Consider the following 20,255-nt stretch of genomic DNA (forward strand, 5'->3'; position numbering starts at 1 on the left):
ATTTAGGAGGATACTATGGCAATTTTAGCAGGTGATTTTAAGACGGGATTAACCGTATTAGTGGATGATGATCCATGGGTTGTTCTGGATTTTCAACATGTGAAACCAGGTAAGGGAGCAGCTATTTTAAAAACAAAGATGAAGAATCTCAAAACAGGATCGACGCAAGAGAGAAACTTCAACGCTTCAACAAAGTTTGAAGCGGCGATGATTGAAAAGAAGAATGCACAATATTCATATAATGATGGTTCTATTTACTATTTCATGGATCAAGAAACTTATGAAATGTATGAATTGGATGATGCGCATGTTGGTGACAGTAAGAATTTCTTAGTGGATGGTATGGAAGTCACATTGATGTTCTTTGATGGCAATGTGTTATCCATTGATTTACCAGATAAGGTAACGTTAACCGTCGTGGAAACAACACCGGCAATTAAGGGTGCTCCTTCAACGCAATCAAAGGATGCGACTTTGGATACAGGAATCACAATCCGCGTTCCTCAATTTATCGAACAAGGGGAAAAGATTCTTGTGTCTACCGCTGATGGTAAATATGCAAGTCGTGCCTAAGATTGCTTTAATTACAGGGGCCGCTAAAGGGATTGGTAAAGCAATTGCTATGACATTGGCGAAGCATCAATACGCTGTGGTGATTAATTATCAACACTCAAAAAAAGAAGCGTTGGCTTTAAAAGAAATGTTAGATAAGGAGTGTCCTATGCCTTGTCTGGCCATTCAAGCGGATGTTTCTAAGGAAGATGAAGTGGATGCGATGGTCAGCCAAGTTGAAAAAGAGTTAGGTTATATCGATATTCTAATCAACAATGCAGCGATTGATTTATCTAATTTATTCCATTTAAAGACAGCTGAAGAATTTCGTCGGACTTTGGATGTGAATGTGGTGGGGGCATACAATTGCGCAAAGAGAGTATATCCTCATATGATTGAAAAAGAGTATGGTAAGATTATCAATATTTCTTCTACTAATGGAATGAATAGTTATTATCCTATGAGTTTTGACTACGATGCTTCGAAAGCGGCTTTGATTTCTTTAACCCATAACCTAGCATGGCAGTGTTCGCCATACGTGAATGTGAACGCAATTGCACCTGGTTTTATTGGTACAGAGAGTGAGCTGGATGGCTACGATGAGGATTTCTTGCAAAAGGAATGTGAAAAGATTCTAGTTCAGCGCTATGGTAAACCGGAAGAAGTCGCTAATTTGGTTCGTTTTTTAATTAGTGATGAAGCAAGCTACATCAATAATACGGTCATTCGTATCGATGGTGGACAAATGGGAAGTTGTTAGTGAGAAATGACGGATTATTTTTTAAGACTCTATGTCAAATGTTGGAGTAAGCAAAAATTTGTAGATTGAAAAACATATAAAAACAAGGCACTAGCTGATGCAGGGAAAGACCTGTACACTAGTGCTTTCTTTTTAGGGAAATGGTATAGTTGGCAAAAATCAACCAAGCCTTTTTGATAATTTCTGGTATCTTGGAAACAAAAAACCCGTTGTAACGGGTTATTGGATAGTTGTGTTCAATTTGGATAAAGCTAGAAGAATGGATAGCTTACCATATTCTAAGGATAAACCACCTTGTAGGTAGAGTGTATAAGGTGGAACAACAGGTGCATCAGCACTTAATTCAATGGTACTACCTTGGGTAAATGCCCCACAAGCCATAACCTCATCAAAGGGATAACCGGGCATTGTGGCCGGTAGTACTTTCACATAGGAATCGATTGGTGAGGTTTCTTGAATGCCTTGGGTGAAATTTATTAAGTTTTCTTTTGTTTCTAACTCGACGGTTTGGATAATATCAGTGCGACATTCATTGTATCTTGGGGATACGTTTTTATAATGTAGCTTTTCCAGCATATAGGCAGTGAATATTTGTGTCTTTAAAGCATTTCTTACCACACTTGGTGCCATAAAAATGCCCTTAAAGAAAGAATTGTTGGTGTTAAAGTTCGCTCCCAGTTCTTTACCAATACCAGGAGCGGTTAAACGGTCGGCGATACTTTGAATGATGTCTTTTTTACCAGCTACATAACCACCGGTCGAAGCAATTCCTCCACCTAGATTCTTCATTAAAGAGCCAACAACCACATCGGCTCCAATATGACCAGGTTCTTGTTTTTCAACCAACTCGCCATAACAATTATCCACCATGATTATTACCTCTTGGTTTACTTCACGGATTTTCTGAATTACATGAGCAATCTTATTCAAACAAAGAGAATCACGAGAAGAGTAACCCCTAGAACGTTGAATTTCGACCAATCGAACATTAGGTGTTTTTAAACGAGTAATAATTTTTTCTTCGTCCAACTCATTGTTAATTAAATCGATTTGTTCATAAAGTACACCATTGGCTCTTAGGGATTGACTGGAATTACCACTTAAACCAATCGTTTCTTGCAAAGAGTCATAGGGTGTTCCGGTTAGGGAAATCATCGTATCTCCATGTTTTAAAAGGGCAGAAAAGGTTAGATATAAAGCGTTGGTGCCTGACATGATTTGTGGGCGAACCAAGGCATCCTCACAACCAAGAACACGAGCAAAGATGCACTCTAATTTATCTCGACCTTCATCGTAGTTACCATAACCGTTAATGTCCGCAAAATCGGAATAAGAAACCTTGTTTTCAATAAAAGCAGAAAGAATACGATCGGAATTATAAAGACAGACATCGTCAATGTGTGCATAAATTTCTTTTAAATCAATATCGGATTGTTTGGCTAGTTTGAATAGTTCTGGTTTAATTTGATTTTGAATCATCTTATAAAACTCCTTTTCTGCGCTTATCATTATACTCTAGTATTAAGTAAGAAAGAATGCGTGCTATGATGATAGAGAAAATAATGAAGAGGTTGAAATGAAAGATAGTAGTTCATTGGTATTTACAGGTGATATCGGTTTTGATAAACATATGAATCATAAATGGGAAGATGAGGATTTGATTGATTCAGAAATAATGGCTTTTTTGCATGAGGCTGACCATGTGGTTGTGAATGTGGAAGGAGCCTTGGTTGAACAGAAAGAAAGCGACCGTGAATTGGTGCATACGATGAATCCGAAAGCTATTTCCGTATTGAAAAAGATGCGGACTGATATTTGGAACCTCTGCAACAATCATATTATGGATGCAGGTGAAAAAGGAATTGAAAATACCTTGAAATTAGCTCGTCTGCATCAGGTTCAGACAATTGGCGCAGGAATGAATATAGCCGAAGCCAGAAGACCTATTTACTTAAATGAAGCTGGTGGTATTGGTATTTTCAGTTTGGGTTATCGTAGAGGCTGTAAACCGGCCGGCGAAAATAAAGCGGGTTGTTATTTATGGAATGAAATGGAATTGATTCAAGAAAGTATCCAGGAAATTAAGAAATCGTGTAAGTGGTGTGTGCTGGTGGTTCATGGAGGGGAAGAATTTACTTCTTTACCTTCTCCCTATACTCGTAATCGTTATTTGACTTATTTGGATATGGGAGCAGATGTGATTGTGGCTCATCATCCGCATGTACCAATGAATTATGAGATAGTAGGTGATAAGATGATTTTCTATTCTTTAGGGAATTTCATTTTTGATACAGATTATCAACGTAGTCAGTTCAATACAGAGTTTGGTGAGGTGGTTCGCTTATATTTCACGAAAGAAAAAATGACTTGGGAGGCAAAGGGAATTTTCATCAATCGCAAGACAGGAAGAATTGAAGCTTGCCCTTTACCATCTATTTTTCAGAATGTGAATGAAAAGGAGTATCGTTTATTACTTCCTTTGGCGGCGAAAATGATGGTGGCGGCTTATAAGCGTCAATTGTTGTATCAAAAGCCAGATGAATTTAAAAATGCTAGTGAAGAAAAGTGGAAAAAGAATTTTTTACAGGAAAAGAGAAGTGGTCGTGTTCCCGGTGAGGTCTTGGATTTTCAAATCATTTATCCTTTGTCTTTAGAAGCAGAAAAGAGGGAGTGGGAAAAAAGTTCTTTGGAAGATGTGAAGAAGTATATCTTGGAACAACTTTAAGATTTAGTTTAGACATTCGCAAAAATAACGGTTTCCCTTTGAAAATAAAATTAGTTCGCAATATGTGTTGAAATTTTTCGATAAATATGTAAATTTTAAAATAAATGCAGAAAGATATAAAAATGTATCGTCTGCATTTTTTGTTTCTTTGAAAGGAGAAGGGATAAATGGAAATTACACATAAAAGGGGAAAAAATGATCGCATTAAATTAGAAGAAAGATACTGTATTGCCAAGGACATACAAAAGTTTGGGTGGAGTAATTTAGATTTAATTTTAAAAAAATATAATCGCCATCATCTGTCTGTCAAATCAGCTTTAAAGCAATTTAGAACGGAATATCTTTTTTACAAAAAAATCATTGAAAATAATGAATTTCCTGAATTTGAAAATTTATCGGAACTTATTTCAAATTTGGAGAAATAAAAAAGAAGCAGAAACTGCTTCTAATCAACCAACAAGCACATTAATTAATGAACTGACAATTCATTAATTAAAAATCTAAGAATAGATTTATTAAGAATACCTAAGTCGCCTCATCCACCTTATTTATTCTTAATGGCTTACAAGGTAATTCTAAATGAAAGGATACTATTTATCAAGTTAAATTAAATTTATTATTTTCAAAAAACGGATAAATATTTCATGATTTTGAATAAATCAAAATTTAAAAACAACATAGGAAACCTATGATGTGTAGTTAATTGAATAAAGGAGTCTTATGGAAGTATTTTTAAATCGAAGCAATATTTATGATGATTTACAATCGGTTGTAAGCATTTCTGATTGGATGGCAGGAAATATTGGTGAACTTGTTTTAGATGCGACGGTTTCAACGATTGGCTGTGTTGAGTTCTTCCGCTTGTTAGAGAAGTTTGAACTTAGTCGAGCCGGTAAAAGAATCATGACAGCTAATATTCAAGCTAAGAGCCTTACCATTTTACTTCCACAAAGTTTGCAAGATATTCGTGGCTTTGTTAAGGAAGTGATGAAGGAAGTGTTTGGAAAGGAAGCGGCTTTGCCTTATGCGGCTTGGTTAGTGAAAAAAGGAGCCGGTCGATATGTTCACATTCTTATCTCTGAACGTTATTACAGTTCAGAAGAAGTAGAATATGTTGATTATTGGAAAACAGCTAGGTTTCAAAATAGAACTACCGGAAAATTGTGTAAGGCGACTGATCCTGAAGCGAAACAAATTGTAAGTCCTGGTGATGTTAGAAAGACTTGGAAATCACACTTCAGTTTAAAGAGTAGATTGTTTTCAGCAGATGGGTTTGCTAGAAAGAACAGGGATAGAAAAAAGCGTATTGGTTTTGATCGATTGTTAAATCATATCCGTCAGTGTATTGTTGCGGCGTTGGTGAAGATGAAAATTTCATTTTCTAAATCCTTTAGCATTCCAAGATTGAAAAGACATTCTTGGTTGAATAAATATCAAAACATAAATTTAACCAGAATTAACACGGCTATCCGACATATTGAACGAGAAATTCAACAAGGGTGGATTGCTGTTAGAGATGGGTATTTTTATCAAGATTTGAAAACATATGATCGATTTATGACGCTATCTAAGAAATATCTAAATCGCATGAAAAAAGGATTTTATACAAAAGTCTTATCAGGAAACAGAAAACTAAAATTATCTTTTTCAATTTTTATGAATGTGGTTCGAGTGCAAGAAAATTTAGATAGTTTGATAGAAGATTTTGATACTGAAATGAATGAATTTCTAATGAAATACATATGTGGAATCTAGGGAGGGTGAAAAGAAATGATTCGATCGATTATAAATATCAAAGGTGGTGTAGGAAAAACCACTACAGCTTTACAACTATCAGAAGGCTTTGCTAAGGAAGGGAAAAAGACTTTATTAGTTGATTGTGATGGGCAAGGAAATGCGACTAATTATTTACTGCCAAATTTAAATTTTGACGAAGATGAAACAATCAGTCGTAGAAACTTAGCTGGGCTTTTGATGAAAAAGGAAGAAGTACGTGACTGTCTTTGGAAAAGTGATTTTGAAAATTTATACGTTTTGCCAGCTTCGTTGGAATTGTTCAATGTAGCGTATACGTTACAGTCTAATTCAGCGAATGGATTACCTCAATTTTCACTGAATAAAATTCTAAAGAGTTTAGATTTTGATGAGATTGTCATTGATAATAACCCGGCTCTAAACTTAATGACCATTAATTCTATTTATGCTGCGGATGAGATTATTATTGTTTCTAATATTGATCGCAATTCATTTAAAGGGGTCAAAGATACATATACCAATACAATTAATGCTTTAAATGAATTACCTAGAGAAAACCCTGTAAAAATTAGAATACTAATAACCATGGTAAATAGAAATTCAACAGAAAAGGAGGCGTTAAGACAATTAAAAGAAATCTATGGAGATGTGGTTTATAACCAAACTATTCGCTATCAAGCAAAAGCTATTAGGGAAACATATTTCCTCCATACATCGCTTTTGGATTATAAAAAAGCAAACGTAGCAGAAGATTATAGAAATTGGATTGAGGAGGTACAAGAATAATGACTAGTTTTGATATTAAGGGAATTGTTGGTTCATCTAATAGTCAATTAGAAGTTGCTAATTTAACCAAGGTATTTCTAAAACCATTAGATTTGGTTTTGGGAAATTCAGAAAATCCTTTTGAACTGACAGATATTGAATTATTGGAAAGAAATATTGAGGAACAAGGACTAGAAGAAGTCCTAACCGGCTATTTGAATTCAGATGGAAATGTAGTTCTATATTCAGGTCACAGACGATTGCAAGCTCTTAAAAACCTTTTCTTAGATGAAAAATCTTATCGATATCATGGCAAAGATATAACCGGGTCTGTTCCAATACTGATTCAACCTAAGATTGAAAATCACGATGAAGAGATTTTAAAAATCATCGGAGCAAACAATCATAGAGATCTCACTAAGGAAGAAAAGGAAAGGATTATTGATTTATCCCTAGAAGTAATTAAAAAAAAGTATGGATTCGGAAGGGTAAGAACTAGGGTTGCCACATTAACTGGTATTAAGGAAGCGTTTGTTGGAAATTATCTATCCAGCAAGAATAAAAAATCCATAGGTGATTCAAAAGTAGTAGATGAACCAAAGGAAAAAGATGACACAGTTTTAACTGCTACCAAGTTTGGAAAAAAACTTTTCCAGGCAACAAAAAAACTTTATCGCTTATCAGAAGAGTATACAGATCTTTATTTGAATAAATTAGAAGTAGAAAAATTAATGGATATTATGACAATGATTGAAGAAATATCATCCAACATGAAAAAGTAAAGGTAAGAAGATATGGACTTCACTAAATTAGAAGAAACAATAGAATTAGATATTTCAAGACTAGAACAATTTGAAAAGGAAAATAGCTTGTTTAAGTATTTAGGATTAGCCTCTCACTTTTCTTCTTTGAAATACAAAGTAAATAGAAATCTAGTCAATAGTTTCACTCAAAAAAAGCTTGTCATTCATTATTTGAAAACTGCCGGTAAGAAAGAATTAATTCAATTAGTCAACGATCTTCAAAATGAAAAGAGACTTAAAGTAACTCTAAAAGATTTAGAAAATAAACAGATTGGAGATGAATTAATGAATGGAATCTTGGAATTGATCACAAAAAACCAATTGGTATGAATTATACCAATTAGAAGGGAGAATAAAAATGAGAAGCTATTACGACATATTCAGTGACTCATCAGCTAACAGCTATGAAGAAAGATTGAATCACCTAATGATAGATATCATCGAAGAAAATAATCAATATTCTCCCAAATTAATTGTGTTCAATGAGGAATATCTATTCTCTCTTAATCCTTCGGCTTGGAAAAATAATGTGCTGGTTCGGGCAATCTCCTATGAAAAGAATGATACAAGCTCACAATCTATCCCAATTGATAAAAATCAATTAATGATTAATGAAGAAATTACTTATCAAAGAAGGGTTAAGATTTTTATGGATCAGTTTAACCAATTAGAAAAAATGGAAAGACTGATGTTTATTCACAAATATTTTAATTCCTATTTAAATAAGTCATTGGAAGAATTGGCTAAGGATTTATCTGTCAGTAAAAAAACGCTTTCAAAATATAAGAAAAGGGCAATCGAAAAAATGATAACATCTTGCTGGTTAGATATGTGGTCAACAATGGAATATGGAAATTTTGTCCAGGGATCTAATGAAATTGAAGATGATAGGCGAGAGAGGTGGGAAAAATTAGGGCTAACCTACCACCGTATTTTTGAGAGAGTGGAATTTGACTGGGAAGAATAAGAAAGATAGAATCAAAGAGGTAAATATTACGAAGGAGAGATTATGAAGACAACCACGTTTATTTTCAAGAAGAATATTGAAAAAAATATTTATGATTACTGGAAAGAAGAAATTGAAGCTTCATTTAATAACAAAATAGGGAAATTGAGTAACAAAAGCACCACTCTTAAAGAACTGATGTTTATTGCTAAAAATCAAAAAGAATATGAAACTCTGTTATACGCTAATGTACAATTAGGATATAAAAAGGAGTTGTTAGAGCTCTTAGATAGTTGGAAAACGACTAATGAAGAAGATCCTGAAGAAAACACAGATGATCTTGCATTAAGTATGAAGCATTTAAAAAAAATAGGTAGGTTTTAGTGTGTGTCCAGGAAACAAATAGCGTTTGATTTAGATACAGAGTTACTAGATTCATATTATCCATCAAAAAGTTGGCGAAATGCTTATTCTGATATTAAAAGATATATGGAAGAAAATGGCTTTGAATGGAATCAAGGTTCCGTGTATATTTCAAAAAAAAGTATCACTAATCGAGAGGCAATTGAAATTTTTCAAGACTTATTAAATGAATATGACTGGCTAAACCTAGCTAATAGAGAAACCACATTAACAACGGCTAAAGATAGTGAACTGGACTTAACGAAGTTTTGCAATAGGAACATTGAATTAGTCTATCATCCTTGGGAACAAGAGGAAGAGATCGAAGAATCGGAGGAAAAGATAGAGAATAAGGGAATGATGATGTAATCATACCCTTTTTAGTTGATGTGGCTCATACTAATCAACAAAAATGTAAGACGCTTACATAACTTGTGAAGAAATTAATTAATTTTCTTTTTTTCTGAAAATATCAATGTAAGAATCCTTCACAAGTGGCGTATACCCTATTAAATACTGGATTTATAAGGGTTCGAAAATCGAAAAAACAGTGATTTTTCACAAAAAAGTTTCCAAAAAAGGGGTTGATTTTGGAAACTTACTTGACATACAATATGGATGTAGTTAAAAGTGCGTTTAACTATAAGTCAAAAGAAATTAACGTTTTAATTATTTCATTCTCTAGCGAAAGTTGGTCTTCAGGGATCAACTTTTATTTTTGGGGATGGAGATAGATTAATAGTAAAACGGAGAAGAAGTATCAAGGAAAAAGGAGATTAAAAAAACATGGAGAACAAAAAAATGAATTGGTAGGAAGGGATAGGAAAAATAAAAAGAAAGAGATAAGATAAAGGAGAGGTTAATATGAAAAAGATAAATGCGTTAGGAATGAGTGCTTTAGTGGCGGTCATGTTACTGAATGGTTGCGGTACGAAACAAAGTGCAACTGTTGCTGAAAAGAATGATGGACAAACGGAAACCATCACCACTTCAAATTCAAAACCACAACCGGAAATAACGAAAAAGGAAGAAGTGAAACAATCAGAAAAGAAAGTGGAAGCTAAGGAAACAGCTCCGGCTCAAAAGGAAGTTTCCACGAAAAAAGAGGAAGTCTCTAAAGTATCCACTTCAACTTCAACTAAGAAGAACAATAGCACAGCAGCTAAAGTGAAAAGTTCTAAATCCAATGTTCAAACGAAGAAGTCTACTTCTAATACAAACTCGAAAGGGAAGAATACAAACAAAGGGAATACATCTTCTAATTCCAAAGGCAAAACAAAGCCAGTTAAAAAACCATCTGGGGCAACGAATACTTCCAAACCAAAACCAAAGGCTTGTCCATATAAAAATTATGATGCGGATGGCAATTGTGAAACACATAAAAAAGTATGTATGACTAGTGAACAGGTCTATCAAAAATATGTGGAATGGGCTGAAAAGCATAATCACTACGGAAGATTTACATATGGAGATTCCGACTTTGATGGTTGCCATGTGATATTTACAAACGATGGCTCATTCAAAGCTGGAGAAGATTAATCAATAAAAAGGCGGACTTTTCCGTCTTTTTTTGTATCGAAGTGGTGGGGGCGAAACGCCCCCAAGAAAGGAAAAAGAAATGATGAAGAAAAAATTTCTAAAAGGTATTCCACCTTAGAGATAGAAAATAAAAAGAGAATTATTTAGACGGATAAAATTCCGTCTTTTTTGATGAAAAAGGAGAAAAAAGATGAAAAATAAATTTAAAAAACTATTCAGTTTAATTTTTGCGACCATGATGATGATTACAACCATGTGGACAGTCAAGACCACCGTACAAGCTGCTACGGTATCAGATGGCGGCTATTCAGGTTATTGGGTTCGTGTTAAAAACACGACATTAACGAATGGGAATAAGATTCTTCCACAAAGACTGCATTTCCATAATGGAACACCAGCTTACTGTATTGAGCCAAAGAAAGCGATGAAAATAGGACAAGATGTATATGCGACATCTTCTTTAGAAGACTATAAATCCTTATCAGCTTCTACTAAACAAAAGATTTCGGCAATTTCTTATTTTGGATATGGTCATAACGGAAGGAAAGAGCCAATTCACTACATTGCAACACAGATATTAATTTGGCAAACCCTAGATTCCAAGTATAAAGATTCGGAGGTTCATTATTTACCAAATAATCCGCAATATGGTCATTTATCGAACGCTAATAAAGTAACGGATAAAGTTAAAACAATCAAAGCAGCCATTTTAAAGGATGTGAATCGTTATGAAGCTAGTCTAGGTGAACCTAATTTTCAGATTTATGGTGAGAATGGAAAAAAAGTAGGGAAGACAGGACAGCACGCTAAATATGAAAATGGTATTGTTGGTAAGACTTATACCGTTGTGGATCAAAAAAATGTTTTGAAATATAAGAACTTGACGAAAAACACATTTTCTAATGCCAAAGTATCTGGAAACAAAGTAACGATTACTTTAACAGAAAAAGATTTAAATACTAATCATACAATGAGTTTTAGAGGTAAAGAACATAAAATTGGGGTTCGACCAATTATCCTATATGGGTCTGCTCAAAACGTGATTGTTCGAGGTGATTTAAATGATCCAGGTAATGGTTCTATTACCATTCGTGCCATTGGACGTACAGCTAAAATCCAAAAACTCACAGAAGGACAACTTGCTTTAGCTGGAGCTAAATTAGGTTTGTATGAAGATGTAAACAAGAATGGAAAGTATGATGTCGGAGAACCAAAGGTCAAAGAGTTTACGACCACAGAAAAAGCCACTGCAATTGAAGGCTTAGTACCGGGTAAAAAGTATGTCTTACATGAATTAAAAGCGCCTAAGGGTTATGTTAGAGCTGAAGATGTTGCTGTAGCCATCAAAGATAAAGATGTAACCATCAAGATGATGGATAAAGCCATGGATGTCGTCGTTAAAAAGGTGACGGATAAGGGCGATAAAGTCGCTGATGTAACCTTAACTATCTTAAATGAAGATGGCTCTGTCGCAACGGATAAAGATGGAAATAAAGCTGTCTATAAGACCAAAGCTGATACAGATTGGAATGTTTCTAAATACCTGCAAGAAGGAAAGAAATATATTCTAAGAGAAACAGAAGTGGTTGCCGGTGTGCATATTGCAAAAGATGTGATGTTTACAGCTCCTAAAAAGGGAGATAAGACTTTGAGTGTTACGGTAACTATGGTCGATAAAGAAATAGATGTCATCGTTAAAAAGGTAACAGAAAAGGGAGATCGTGTCGCTGATGTAACCTTAACTATCTTGAATGAAGATGGTTCAGTCGCAATGGATAAAGATGGAAATAAAGCTATCTATAAGACCAAAGCTGATACAGATTGGCAAGCCGGTAAGTATCTACAAGAAGGTAAAAAGTACATCCTAAGAGAAACAGAAGTGGTAGCCGGTGTTCATAAGGCTAAAGATGTGATGTTTACAGCTCCTAAAAAGGGAGATAAGACTTTGAGTGTTACGGTAACTATGGTCGATAAAGAAATAGATGTCATCGTTAAAAAGGTAACAGAAAAGGGAGATCGTGTCGCTGATGTAACCTTAACTATCTTGAATGAAGATGGTTCAGTCGCAATGGATAAAGATGGAAATAAAGCTATCTATAAGACCAAAGCTGATACAGATTGGCAAGCCGGTAAGTATCTACAAGAAGGTAAAAAGTACATCCTAAGAGAAACAGAAGTGGTAGCCGGTGTTCATAAGGCTAAAGATGTGATGTTTACAGCTCCTAAAGCCGGTGATAAGACGATGAATGTTACAGTCACCATGGTGGATAAAACAATGAAGGTCTTAGTAGATAAGATAGACAACCATGGAAAGCCAGTACCTGGAGCTGTTCTTCAAGTTTTAGATGAGCACAAAAAAGTCGTGGCTGAATTTAAAACAGAAGGAAAGGCAATGGATATTTCTAAATACTTACAAGAAGGAAAGAAATATAGCCTTCATGAAAAGGAAGCTCCTTTCGGATATGAAATCATGAAAGATATTGAGTTCGAAGCAAAAGGAACACAAGAACAGCCACAAGTGATTAAGGCTGTTGATGGGCGAAAGAAGTATTATGTGGCGGTGGAGAAAGTAGATGCTCAAAATCCAAACAAAAAGCTAAAAGGAGCTGAAATCACTTTATTTACGAAAGACGGCAAGATTGCTAAAGACGTGAATGGTAAAGATTGTGTAGCCTTAACAGATGAAAAAGGAATGGTTGTTTTTGAGGTTGAGTATAACGAAGATATGGGTGGCTATTATGCCAAAGAAACCAAAGCACCTCTAGGCTACCGTATCAATTCTCAGCAACATAAAGTTGTCTTATCCGAAGATTACAATTTTGCAAAAGAAAATCCAGTCAAGATTGTAGTGAATGATGAAGCCTTGCCTATCATTAAAAAGACAGTACATACTGGGGATTCAACCAGTTTAACAGTATGGTTAGTTGGCTTATTGATTGGCTTAGCAGGTATTTCTATCGTTATTTATAAGAAAAAAAGCCAATAAAAATTAGGACAAGAGAAAAGAGGACATCTGTCCTCTTTTTCCTTTTCGTGAAAATGACAATATTTTAAAAGTGGAAAGGGCAAAAAGGAGTTATCTTTATGCAACAAGTAAAGGATAAAAAGAAAACGAAAGAGATTGAAGAAATCGAACGATAAGAAGGACAGATGTCCTCTTTTTTGTAGAAAGGAGAAGGAATGAAAAAGAAGAAATATGAATTAACATCCGAAACTAAGATGGTTGGGGGAAGGAAAGTATACAGAATCAAAGCTTTAATTGATTTTGGAAATGTAAAGGCTGGAGACTTAGGTGGTTTTGTAGAAAAGGAAGAAAATTTAAGCCAAAAAGATAATGCTTGGGTTAAAGATAACGCTGTGGTTACAGATAATGCGGTGGTTACAGGCAGTGCGTGGGTCGGTGGGAATGCTTTGGTCTATGGAAACACAAGGGTTACAGGTACTGCTTCGGTCAAAGATTGTGCGGTGGTCAGAGATAATGCTTTGATTGAAGGGAATGCCGTGGTTAAAGGAAACGCAAGGGTTACAGGTAAGGCTTGGGTCTTTGGTGAAGCGGTGGTCAAAGATAATGCCTTAGTTAAAGATAACGCTGTGGTTACAGGGAATGCTGTGGTTAAAGATTACGCAGTAGTAAAAGATGACACCGTGGTTACAGATAATGCTGTGGTCAGCGATTATGCTTTGGTTGAAGGGGATGATGTGGTTGATGGAGATTTTGTGGTTGTCGGTCTGACTTGGAAAAATTCAAAAGATGAAAAATCATTAAATCTAAATTATTTAAAAGAAACGGCTAAAGAAGAATATAGCCAAAAGGAAAATTATATTCCTAAAAAAGAAAAACAAATAGAAAGATAGGGTGGTCAAATGACCACTTTTTTAGAAAGGAGAAACTCAAATGAGAAAAGAAGTGATTTTTGATACAACAGACGAATTAACAGAAGATGATTTAAAAGCTTTATTTGAAGATAAAGAATTTGTAGAGATGGATGCGGAAAGAAAGGAATAAAACTATGGAAAAGAAAAAATATGAATTAACATCAGACTACAAGATAGATTTTGAGACTAAAGTATACAGAATAAAAGCTTTGACTTCTTTTGGAGATGTAAAAGCTGGGGATTTAGGCGGCTATATTCAAAACGAAAGAAATTTAAGCCAAACAGGTAATGCATGGGTCAAAGATAATGCCGTGGTCAAAGGAAAAGCAAGGGTTACAGGTAATGCATGGGTCAAAGATAATGCTGTGGTCAAAGATAATGCGAAAGTCAGAGATAATGCTTTGGTTACAGATAATGCTGTGGTCAAAGATAATGCGAAAGTCAGAGATAATGCTTTGGTTACAGATAATGCTGTGGTCAGAGATAATGCGGTGGTCGAAGGCAACGCATGGGTCTATGGAAACGCTGTGGTTAAAGATTACGCCGTGGTACAAGAGTTCGGTCGGGTTGAAGGGCATGATGTGGTTGATGGAGATTTTGTGGTTGCCGGTCTGACTTGGAAAAATTCAAAAGATGAAAAATCATTAAAGCTAAATGATTCCTTAGAAGCTCCTAAAGAAGAATATAGCCAAAAAGGAAGTCGTAAGGATGAATTCAGAAAAGGTCTTGCCAAGCAATTTTTGAAGTTGCTGGATTCAGAAAACGTAGAAAAAAGCTTCAGTTGGATTAAAGGTTGGCGAATGAACGGTGGGCAACAAAATCTAAATAGTGGGAAACATTATCGAGGCATTAATCGCCTTGTTCTGGCATTAAAGGCTTATGAAAAAGGGTATTCAGATCCAAGATGGATCACCTTCAATGGATTAAAAGATTATGAAGGAGCCTATATCAAAAAAGGAGAACATGGTACTAAAGTAGAATATTGGGCAGCCGTAAAAGATGAACCCATTTATGATCCGGTCACCAAAAAAGAGAAGAAATTTTTTACCATTTCAGAAATGAGCCAATATATAGTAACACTTCCTTTAGGAGGGGATGATTTTAAAATATTTCCTAAGTATGCCACAGTGTTCAATGCAGAGCAGTGTGTAGGACTGCCTGAATATGTCAAACAGGTAACGAATAGTGAAGTAACACAAAGTGAACTTGTTACAAAGATTTCTGAAAGTATGGGGGTCAAGATTGTCCACCATAAGGGAAGTGATAAGTGTTATTATTCTCCCTTGGAAGATGTCATCCATTTGCCACAACAGACTGATTTTAAGGATGACTATGCCTATAATGCAACAGCTTTACATGAGTTGGCACATTCCACAGGAGCAACAAACCGATTAGATCGCAATCTTCAGAACTATTTTGGAACGGTTGATTATGCCTTTGAGGAATTGGTGGCAGAAATGACCGGTGCCCTAGTATCTACTTCTTTACCCGGTACGGAAGAAGACTTAGATAGTTATTTAAAGAAACATTCTGAAAACCACAAAGCATATATAGCAAGCTGGATAGATCATATTCAAAAAGATGTGGATGTATTACCGAGAGCTTTAAAGCTGGCAGAACTGTCAGCAGACTTTTTGGAGCTACATGGTGGCTTGATGAGTTTGGAAGAATATAATAAACGTCATCAATATGAAAAACCGGTGATTGCAGATGAAACAACGGGTAAATTGTTTATAGCGAAAAAAGAATATGCTCATGATGAATTGATAGATGAATTCAATGAATGTTTAGAAGTGGCTGTTAGTCAACCTAAAGGGGACTGGGCAGAAACGGAAAATGCTTTAATTAAAGAAGGATATTCGCTTCTAAATCATAAAGATTCTAGGGGAGAATTAGAAACACACTATGGAGTTAAAACACTAGAAAAAATGGAAAATCTCATTTATGAAGCCATGGAAAATCACGATATTCAATTAGGAACAGTGGATCGGGTTAATGAACAATTAACAAATAAAGTCATCCAAACAAAAGGGTTTCAAATAGAAACGGAATAGGAGAAAAGTATGGAAACAAATAAATATAAGAGTTTATTTTTGCCAAGTTCACTTTTAGTGGCAGAAACAGAAAAGGCAAAATTATGGAAATTGCCTGATATGGAAGGTGAAACAGAAAAGTTCTTTTGGGTAAATGGAAAATTCGTTCACAAAATCGGAAAAGATTATGTGGTAAGTTATTCTGATGAATATCCATATACAGTTTTTGAGCAAGAGAAAGATGAAAACGGTAAATTTCTCCAGGTAAACCCACAAGCAATCACAGGGGATGAAATGGTGGGTATCTTTATTAAGTATCATACTGTTATTCAAAAAAACTACTTAACATGGAAAGAAAAGAACAATAAATAAGGGAATTGGTATGAATCATACCAATTCCTTTTTCAATAGAAAGGAAAAAGAGAATGATTGAATTACCAAAAAAATACCTAGAACAGGGATTTTCTACTTTTCAAAAGAAAGAAATAGAACTTGGTTTTCAACATGGTTTAGATGAAGAGCAAGTAGATAGATACGCAAAAATAGAGTTTGATAATCTACAAATGAAGCAAATCCGATTAGCCATTGAAGATGGTTTTAGTGATGTTCAGTTATCTACTTTTTCAAGATCTGAAATAGATTGGGAAATGATGGAACATGCCAGAGAAAATATCAAAAATGGCAATGTGATAGATGAAACCAAAATAGCTGATTTAAGGAGAAAAAACTTAAAGATTGTTTTCATTATCACCGGCATTCTGATTGTCTTGCTACTGGGTGGTATGGCTTTTTTCTTCTCCAAAGACTCCTTGCAACAATTATTTCAAAAATTGGAATTATCGTTTATAACAGAAAAACCCATCGAAATCGAGTATGGATCAGGATTTAATCCTCAAGACTATATTAAAAGTTATACCAAAGATAAGAATGTTGAATTGGTATTACCTAATGCCTTAGATACTACGGCATTAGGAAAACATACATTAACCTTCACTTTAAAAAATAAAAAGAAATCTATTAGTAAAGAATTAGAAGTTGATGTAGTAGATAAAGAATCTCCAGTATTGAAGTTAAAACAATATAGCTTAACTTTAGAAAGAGGAATAAATACTACTTTTTCTTGTAAGACCTATATTCAAAGTGCAAACGATAATGTAGATGGAGATTTAACAAAGAAAGTGGAATGTTCTAAATTCGATTCCAATAAGAATCAGCAAGAAATTCAATATTCCGTTAAGGATTCTTCCGGAAATTCATCCAAAGAAATCTTAAAGTTAACTTTAAAAGAAAAAGAAGTGGTAAAACCTGAAGAGAAAATTGTCTACATTAAAACACCTACAAATGCAAAAGGGCATCCAATTTATCCTAAAAACGCAAAAGGAGTTGGGGGTACAGATATAACTTTAAATAAATATTTCATGTTTAAAGATGGTTACACACTGGATTCCGGATATAAAGCTTGCGTTTTAGAAGGAAGTAAGTATGGAGCCTATACTTGTTCTCCATTAAAAGACAAGGATGGCATTTACACCGGCTATCACTTAACAAATTAGAGAGGAAGAAAAATGATTCATAAAAAAACAAGGTTACTCTTAGAGTATCTAATTGAAATAAAACCATGGCTGGAAATCTATCGAAAAGGGTTGGAAAAATTTATCTATTTAGAAATTCAAGAACAAAAAATAGAATCTAAGACGTTTGAAGGACTTTCAGACCATTTCCTTTTGGATTTTTGTTATGAACCTGAAGAAAATGACAGACTAATGATTGGCGGATTGTATTTGAAAGATAAAGTATTTATCTTTCAAAAAAGAAATCAAGAAATCATGTATAGATTAGAGTGATGGCAAAGAATATGAAATTGTTAATAAAAACATGGTTATTAAGAATAGAAATATTGGATGAAGATTTAGCAGAAATCTGGATAGATTCACAAGAATACTTTATTGTTCCAAAAAAGGAACTCATAAAAATAGAAGGAACAGAATATCTTGTTTTAAAGACAGAAAAAGCGGATATTTTGATTTTTAATGATCAAAAATCAAGTGCAAGATTGGTTCAAACCGCCTTGTTATTTAAACGAATTGAAAATTATCAAACAAGATTAGAAAGAGGAATTAAAGATGAATACAACACATAAAGGGATGACTTATTTGTTAACCAGTTCAACAGGAGTTCATGTCAAAGCGGCTATTGATACAATGGCTGCCAAACAATGGCTAAAATCTTGGTTAGATCCAATAACAACATTGTTATTATGGCTAATTCCAACAGTGGCGATTATTTCTATGTTGATTGCCTTTGTTGGCTGGTATGGAAAAGATGAAAGAGAAAAACAGCAACAGCCTTTTTTTAAGATAGCGAAAACTCATATTATCGTATTGGTGATTGCAGAATCTTTAACCACCATTTTAAAAATTCTTGGACTGTAATTAATATGGTTTATACCAATTTAAGAAAGGAGAAAGAATGTTTGTATTAGAAGCCACCAATTTTTTTAGAGGAATTTTGTGGTCAATTACAAAAGCCTGCTTAGGAATTTGTGACTATTGTTATGGAATGTTAAAAACCATGATGGGTTTAAAAATGGAAAACCTAGAATGGTTTTGGAAAATGTATCAATTTCTAGTTCTTCTCGTTATTTTATTTGTCTTAGCTAGGCTCTTGTTTATGTATTTAAAAAGTACCTATGACGAAACGGTATTTCAAAGAATATCGGGATTAGGAATGAGTGCAAGAGTAGTGATGATTGCCTTTATTCTATCCGCTACACCAATTTTAATGCCCTTAGCGTTTAATTCCATGACCACACTAACCACTAAACTTCCTAGTTTAATCACTAATGGGAATGATGTAACCATATCGCAAGTAATCACTGATGCTTCTTTGAATGGATTTGCAAAAGAAGGAAGTGCAACGTCAATTACGAAACAAAAAGTAGATATCGTCAATAACATGAAGGAAAAGGGTGGTGAAGAAATTCCCACTGACCTACCTTCGGTAGATGATAGCAATAAAAAGTACTTAAATATCTACAAATTAGCCACGAATAATATCAATGCAAGACAAAAACACAACGCAGAAAGCTATTATTTCTTTAATGATATAGTAGGAATTATTTTAGCCTTAATCATGGGTGGTATTTGTGCCGTCCTTATTCTTTATATATCTTTTCAAGTTGCACAAAGATATATTTCCCTTCTGTACAAGATTCTATTAACTCCTTATGCAGTCAGTGGATTGATTAATCCTACTGATAATGGAACTTCTACTTGGTTTAAATTATGTATAGCAGATATTTTAGGCAACTTTTTTCAAATGCTGTTTGTTTGGCTATCTCTTGTAGCTACTGCAATGTTTGATCAATACGGTTTGGTAAAGGCAATATTTTTTATTGCTAGTTTAATTGGAATCCTCAATGCACCGCAAGGGATAGCTCAAATACTTGGATCAGATATTGGAGCTACCAGTGGTATGCAAGGAATTAGGCAGGCTATGCAATTTGGAACGGCTGCTTTGGCTGGCACAAAACTAGCTACTGCCGGGGTAAAATATGCTGGTGGAAAAGTCGGATCGGTTGCCGGAACTACCGTTGCTGTTGGATCCTATGCTGGGGCAAGGGCATTAGGCATGGATCTCCTTCAATCAGAACCATCAGAAATGGAATCTAGGATAGGAGCCACTCCATTAAGAAGTGATAGTTATTCTAATCCGGGTGGGCAATCTTCACCAAGAGCCTCTTCACAAACTTGGAAAGTTGGATCCAAAGGGCAATTCTTATCCAATACTTATCGAACAAGTGGGTTTGGTCAATCCATGGTCGGTGGTATGGTTAGAAATTTTGTAAATAGTCAAATTTCAAAGGGAAATGCTATTTTGCATGGTTCAAGACCAAAAAAGAACTAAAAATTTTAGAGTACAGAAAAAAAGGCTCATTTTAAAAGCAATCTAGGGTAGTTCTCTTAAAAGTTTGATATTCCATTCATTCTTTTAAAGAAACGCCTAAAAACGCTTAAAAATGGGCTTTTTCTGCAACTCACACAAAAAAAGAGAAAAGTACGCTTTTGCAAGGCTTGTTTCTATTGAAAATCATAACTTT

General features: G+C 34.6%; 22 protein-coding genes. 21 read left to right on the forward strand and 1 reads right to left on the reverse strand.

Going from position 1 to position 20,255, the window contains the following annotated elements:
- The first annotated feature begins 15 nt into the window (after nucleotides 1-15).
- Nucleotides 16-573: an elongation factor P gene (gene efp / locus JOS54_RS00940; RefSeq protein WP_203245219.1), complete on the forward strand. Its 558-nt coding sequence runs from the start codon at nucleotides 16-18 to the stop codon at nucleotides 571-573.
- Nucleotides 557-1,312, forward strand: coding sequence for an SDR family NAD(P)-dependent oxidoreductase (locus tag JOS54_RS00945; RefSeq protein ID WP_203245759.1), 756 nt, complete (start codon nucleotides 557-559; stop codon nucleotides 1,310-1,312). The genes efp and JOS54_RS00945 overlap by 17 nt, the downstream gene beginning before the upstream one ends.
- A 219-nt stretch (nucleotides 1,313-1,531) precedes the next feature.
- On the opposite strand, the gene JOS54_RS00950 is transcribed toward JOS54_RS00945, so the two are convergent.
- Nucleotides 1,532-2,791: a methionine gamma-lyase family protein gene (locus JOS54_RS00950; RefSeq protein ID WP_203245220.1), complete on the reverse strand. Its 1,260-nt coding sequence runs from the start codon at nucleotides 2,789-2,791 to the stop codon at nucleotides 1,532-1,534.
- 97 nt (nucleotides 2,792-2,888) lie between these two features.
- On the opposite strand from JOS54_RS00950, the gene JOS54_RS00955 reads away from it, so the two are divergent.
- The 19 genes from JOS54_RS00955 (at nucleotide 2,889) to JOS54_RS01045 (ending at nucleotide 20,062) form a co-directional block, all read left to right on the forward strand.
- Nucleotides 2,889-4,037 carry a CapA family protein gene (locus tag JOS54_RS00955; RefSeq protein ID WP_203245221.1) on the forward strand — a complete coding sequence of 383 codons (1,149 nt, stop codon included), beginning with the start codon at nucleotides 2,889-2,891 and terminating at the stop codon, nucleotides 4,035-4,037.
- 167 nt (nucleotides 4,038-4,204) lie between these two features.
- On the forward strand, nucleotides 4,205-4,462 hold the full coding sequence (locus JOS54_RS00960; RefSeq protein ID WP_203245222.1) for a hypothetical protein: 258 nt from the start codon (nucleotides 4,205-4,207) through the stop codon (nucleotides 4,460-4,462).
- Between the two features lie 295 nt (nucleotides 4,463-4,757).
- Entirely contained in the window at nucleotides 4,758-5,792 is a 1,035-nt protein-coding gene (locus tag JOS54_RS00965; protein ID WP_203245223.1) for a hypothetical protein, read from the forward strand.
- A 15-nt stretch (nucleotides 5,793-5,807) separates the two neighbouring features.
- Nucleotides 5,808-6,578, forward strand: a complete 771-nt coding sequence (locus JOS54_RS00970; protein ID WP_203245224.1) for a ParA family protein — start codon at nucleotides 5,808-5,810, stop codon at nucleotides 6,576-6,578.
- On the forward strand, nucleotides 6,578-7,339 hold the full coding sequence (locus JOS54_RS00975) for a hypothetical protein (RefSeq protein WP_203245225.1): 762 nt from the start codon (nucleotides 6,578-6,580) through the stop codon (nucleotides 7,337-7,339). Before JOS54_RS00970 ends, JOS54_RS00975 begins: the two co-directional genes overlap by 1 nt.
- A 12-nt stretch (nucleotides 7,340-7,351) precedes the next feature.
- Nucleotides 7,352-7,690, forward strand: a complete 339-nt coding sequence (locus tag JOS54_RS00980) for a hypothetical protein (protein ID WP_203245226.1) — start codon at nucleotides 7,352-7,354, stop codon at nucleotides 7,688-7,690.
- Between the two features lie 97 nt (nucleotides 7,691-7,787).
- Nucleotides 7,788-8,327 (forward strand): hypothetical protein, encoded by a 540-nt coding sequence (locus JOS54_RS00985; protein WP_203245227.1) that lies wholly within the window; start codon nucleotides 7,788-7,790, stop codon nucleotides 8,325-8,327.
- Nucleotides 8,328-8,369: 42 nt separating this feature from the next.
- Entirely contained in the window at nucleotides 8,370-8,690 is a 321-nt protein-coding gene (locus JOS54_RS00990; protein ID WP_203245228.1) for a hypothetical protein, read from the forward strand.
- Between the two features lie 3 nt (nucleotides 8,691-8,693).
- The gene (locus tag JOS54_RS00995) at nucleotides 8,694-9,077 is read left to right on the forward strand and encodes a hypothetical protein (RefSeq protein ID WP_203245229.1); all 384 of its coding nucleotides are present in this window, start codon (nucleotides 8,694-8,696) and stop codon (nucleotides 9,075-9,077) included.
- Nucleotides 9,078-9,572: 495 nt separating this feature from the next.
- Complete coding sequence (locus tag JOS54_RS01000) at nucleotides 9,573-10,247, forward strand: hypothetical protein (protein ID WP_203245230.1); 675 nt, start codon at nucleotides 9,573-9,575, stop codon at nucleotides 10,245-10,247.
- Nucleotides 10,248-10,437: 190 nt separating this feature from the next.
- On the forward strand, nucleotides 10,438-13,233 hold the full coding sequence (locus JOS54_RS01005) for a SpaA isopeptide-forming pilin-related protein (RefSeq protein WP_203245231.1): 2,796 nt from the start codon (nucleotides 10,438-10,440) through the stop codon (nucleotides 13,231-13,233).
- Nucleotides 13,234-13,427: 194 nt separating this feature from the next.
- Entirely contained in the window at nucleotides 13,428-14,102 is a 675-nt protein-coding gene (locus JOS54_RS01010) for a hypothetical protein (RefSeq protein ID WP_203245232.1), read from the forward strand.
- Nucleotides 14,103-14,257: 155 nt separating this feature from the next.
- Entirely contained in the window at nucleotides 14,258-16,177 is a 1,920-nt protein-coding gene (locus JOS54_RS01015; RefSeq protein ID WP_203245233.1) for a zincin-like metallopeptidase domain-containing protein, read from the forward strand.
- A gap of 9 nt (nucleotides 16,178-16,186) precedes the next feature.
- On the forward strand, nucleotides 16,187-16,528 hold the full coding sequence (locus tag JOS54_RS01020) for a hypothetical protein (RefSeq protein WP_203245234.1): 342 nt from the start codon (nucleotides 16,187-16,189) through the stop codon (nucleotides 16,526-16,528).
- A 53-nt stretch (nucleotides 16,529-16,581) separates the two neighbouring features.
- On the forward strand, nucleotides 16,582-17,709 hold the full coding sequence (locus JOS54_RS01025; RefSeq protein WP_203245235.1) for a hypothetical protein: 1,128 nt from the start codon (nucleotides 16,582-16,584) through the stop codon (nucleotides 17,707-17,709).
- 12 nt (nucleotides 17,710-17,721) lie between these two features.
- On the forward strand, nucleotides 17,722-18,000 hold the full coding sequence (locus tag JOS54_RS01030) for a hypothetical protein (RefSeq protein WP_203245236.1): 279 nt from the start codon (nucleotides 17,722-17,724) through the stop codon (nucleotides 17,998-18,000).
- Nucleotides 18,000-18,296 carry a hypothetical protein gene (locus JOS54_RS01035; RefSeq protein WP_203245237.1) on the forward strand — a complete coding sequence of 99 codons (297 nt, stop codon included), beginning with the start codon at nucleotides 18,000-18,002 and terminating at the stop codon, nucleotides 18,294-18,296. The genes JOS54_RS01030 and JOS54_RS01035 overlap by 1 nt, the downstream gene beginning before the upstream one ends.
- Nucleotides 18,280-18,588: a hypothetical protein gene (locus JOS54_RS01040; RefSeq protein ID WP_203245238.1), complete on the forward strand. Its 309-nt coding sequence runs from the start codon at nucleotides 18,280-18,282 to the stop codon at nucleotides 18,586-18,588. The genes JOS54_RS01035 and JOS54_RS01040 overlap by 17 nt, the downstream gene beginning before the upstream one ends.
- Before the next feature lie 37 nt (nucleotides 18,589-18,625).
- Entirely contained in the window at nucleotides 18,626-20,062 is a 1,437-nt protein-coding gene (locus JOS54_RS01045) for a hypothetical protein (RefSeq protein ID WP_203245239.1), read from the forward strand.
- Nucleotides 20,063-20,255 lie beyond the last annotated feature (193 nt).

It is taken from the genome of Bulleidia sp. zg-1006 (assembly GCF_016812035.1).
Lineage (GTDB): Bacteria > Bacillota_I > Bacilli_A > Erysipelotrichales > Erysipelotrichaceae > Bulleidia.

Excerpts from the sequence above, each read along its gene's own strand:
- JOS54_RS01030 (WP_203245236.1), top strand. The coding sequence starts at position 17,722 with ATGATTCATAAAAAAACAAGGTTACTCTTAGAGTATCTAATTGAAATA.
- JOS54_RS00955 (WP_203245221.1), top strand. The coding sequence starts at position 2,889 with ATGAAAGATAGTAGTTCATTGGTATTTACAGGTGATATCGGTTTTGAT.
- JOS54_RS00975 (WP_203245225.1), top strand. The coding sequence starts at position 6,578 with ATGACTAGTTTTGATATTAAGGGAATTGTTGGTTCATCTAATAGTCAA.
- JOS54_RS01025 (WP_203245235.1), top strand. The coding sequence starts at position 16,582 with ATGATTGAATTACCAAAAAAATACCTAGAACAGGGATTTTCTACTTTT.
- JOS54_RS00965 (WP_203245223.1), top strand. The coding sequence starts at position 4,758 with ATGGAAGTATTTTTAAATCGAAGCAATATTTATGATGATTTACAATCG.
- JOS54_RS01010 (WP_203245232.1), top strand. The coding sequence starts at position 13,428 with ATGAAAAAGAAGAAATATGAATTAACATCCGAAACTAAGATGGTTGGG.
- JOS54_RS01045 (WP_203245239.1), top strand. The coding sequence starts at position 18,626 with ATGTTTGTATTAGAAGCCACCAATTTTTTTAGAGGAATTTTGTGGTCA.
- JOS54_RS00990 (WP_203245228.1), top strand. The coding sequence starts at position 8,370 with ATGAAGACAACCACGTTTATTTTCAAGAAGAATATTGAAAAAAATATT.
- JOS54_RS00985 (WP_203245227.1), top strand. The coding sequence starts at position 7,788 with ATGATAGATATCATCGAAGAAAATAATCAATATTCTCCCAAATTAATT.
- efp (WP_203245219.1), top strand. The coding sequence starts at position 16 with ATGGCAATTTTAGCAGGTGATTTTAAGACGGGATTAACCGTATTAGTG.
- JOS54_RS01035 (WP_203245237.1), top strand. The coding sequence starts at position 18,000 with ATGGCAAAGAATATGAAATTGTTAATAAAAACATGGTTATTAAGAATA.
- JOS54_RS00950 (WP_203245220.1), bottom strand. The coding sequence starts at position 2,791 with ATGATTCAAAATCAAATTAAACCAGAACTATTCAAACTAGCCAAACAA.
- JOS54_RS01000 (WP_203245230.1), top strand. The coding sequence starts at position 9,573 with ATGAAAAAGATAAATGCGTTAGGAATGAGTGCTTTAGTGGCGGTCATG.
- JOS54_RS00980 (WP_203245226.1), top strand. The coding sequence starts at position 7,352 with ATGGACTTCACTAAATTAGAAGAAACAATAGAATTAGATATTTCAAGA.
- JOS54_RS01005 (WP_203245231.1), top strand. The coding sequence starts at position 10,438 with ATGAAAAATAAATTTAAAAAACTATTCAGTTTAATTTTTGCGACCATG.
- JOS54_RS01020 (WP_203245234.1), top strand. The coding sequence starts at position 16,187 with ATGGAAACAAATAAATATAAGAGTTTATTTTTGCCAAGTTCACTTTTA.
- JOS54_RS01040 (WP_203245238.1), top strand. The coding sequence starts at position 18,280 with ATGAATACAACACATAAAGGGATGACTTATTTGTTAACCAGTTCAACA.
- JOS54_RS01015 (WP_203245233.1), top strand. The coding sequence starts at position 14,258 with ATGGAAAAGAAAAAATATGAATTAACATCAGACTACAAGATAGATTTT.
- JOS54_RS00945 (WP_203245759.1), top strand. The coding sequence starts at position 557 with ATGCAAGTCGTGCCTAAGATTGCTTTAATTACAGGGGCCGCTAAAGGG.
- JOS54_RS00960 (WP_203245222.1), top strand. The coding sequence starts at position 4,205 with ATGGAAATTACACATAAAAGGGGAAAAAATGATCGCATTAAATTAGAA.
- JOS54_RS00970 (WP_203245224.1), top strand. The coding sequence starts at position 5,808 with ATGATTCGATCGATTATAAATATCAAAGGTGGTGTAGGAAAAACCACT.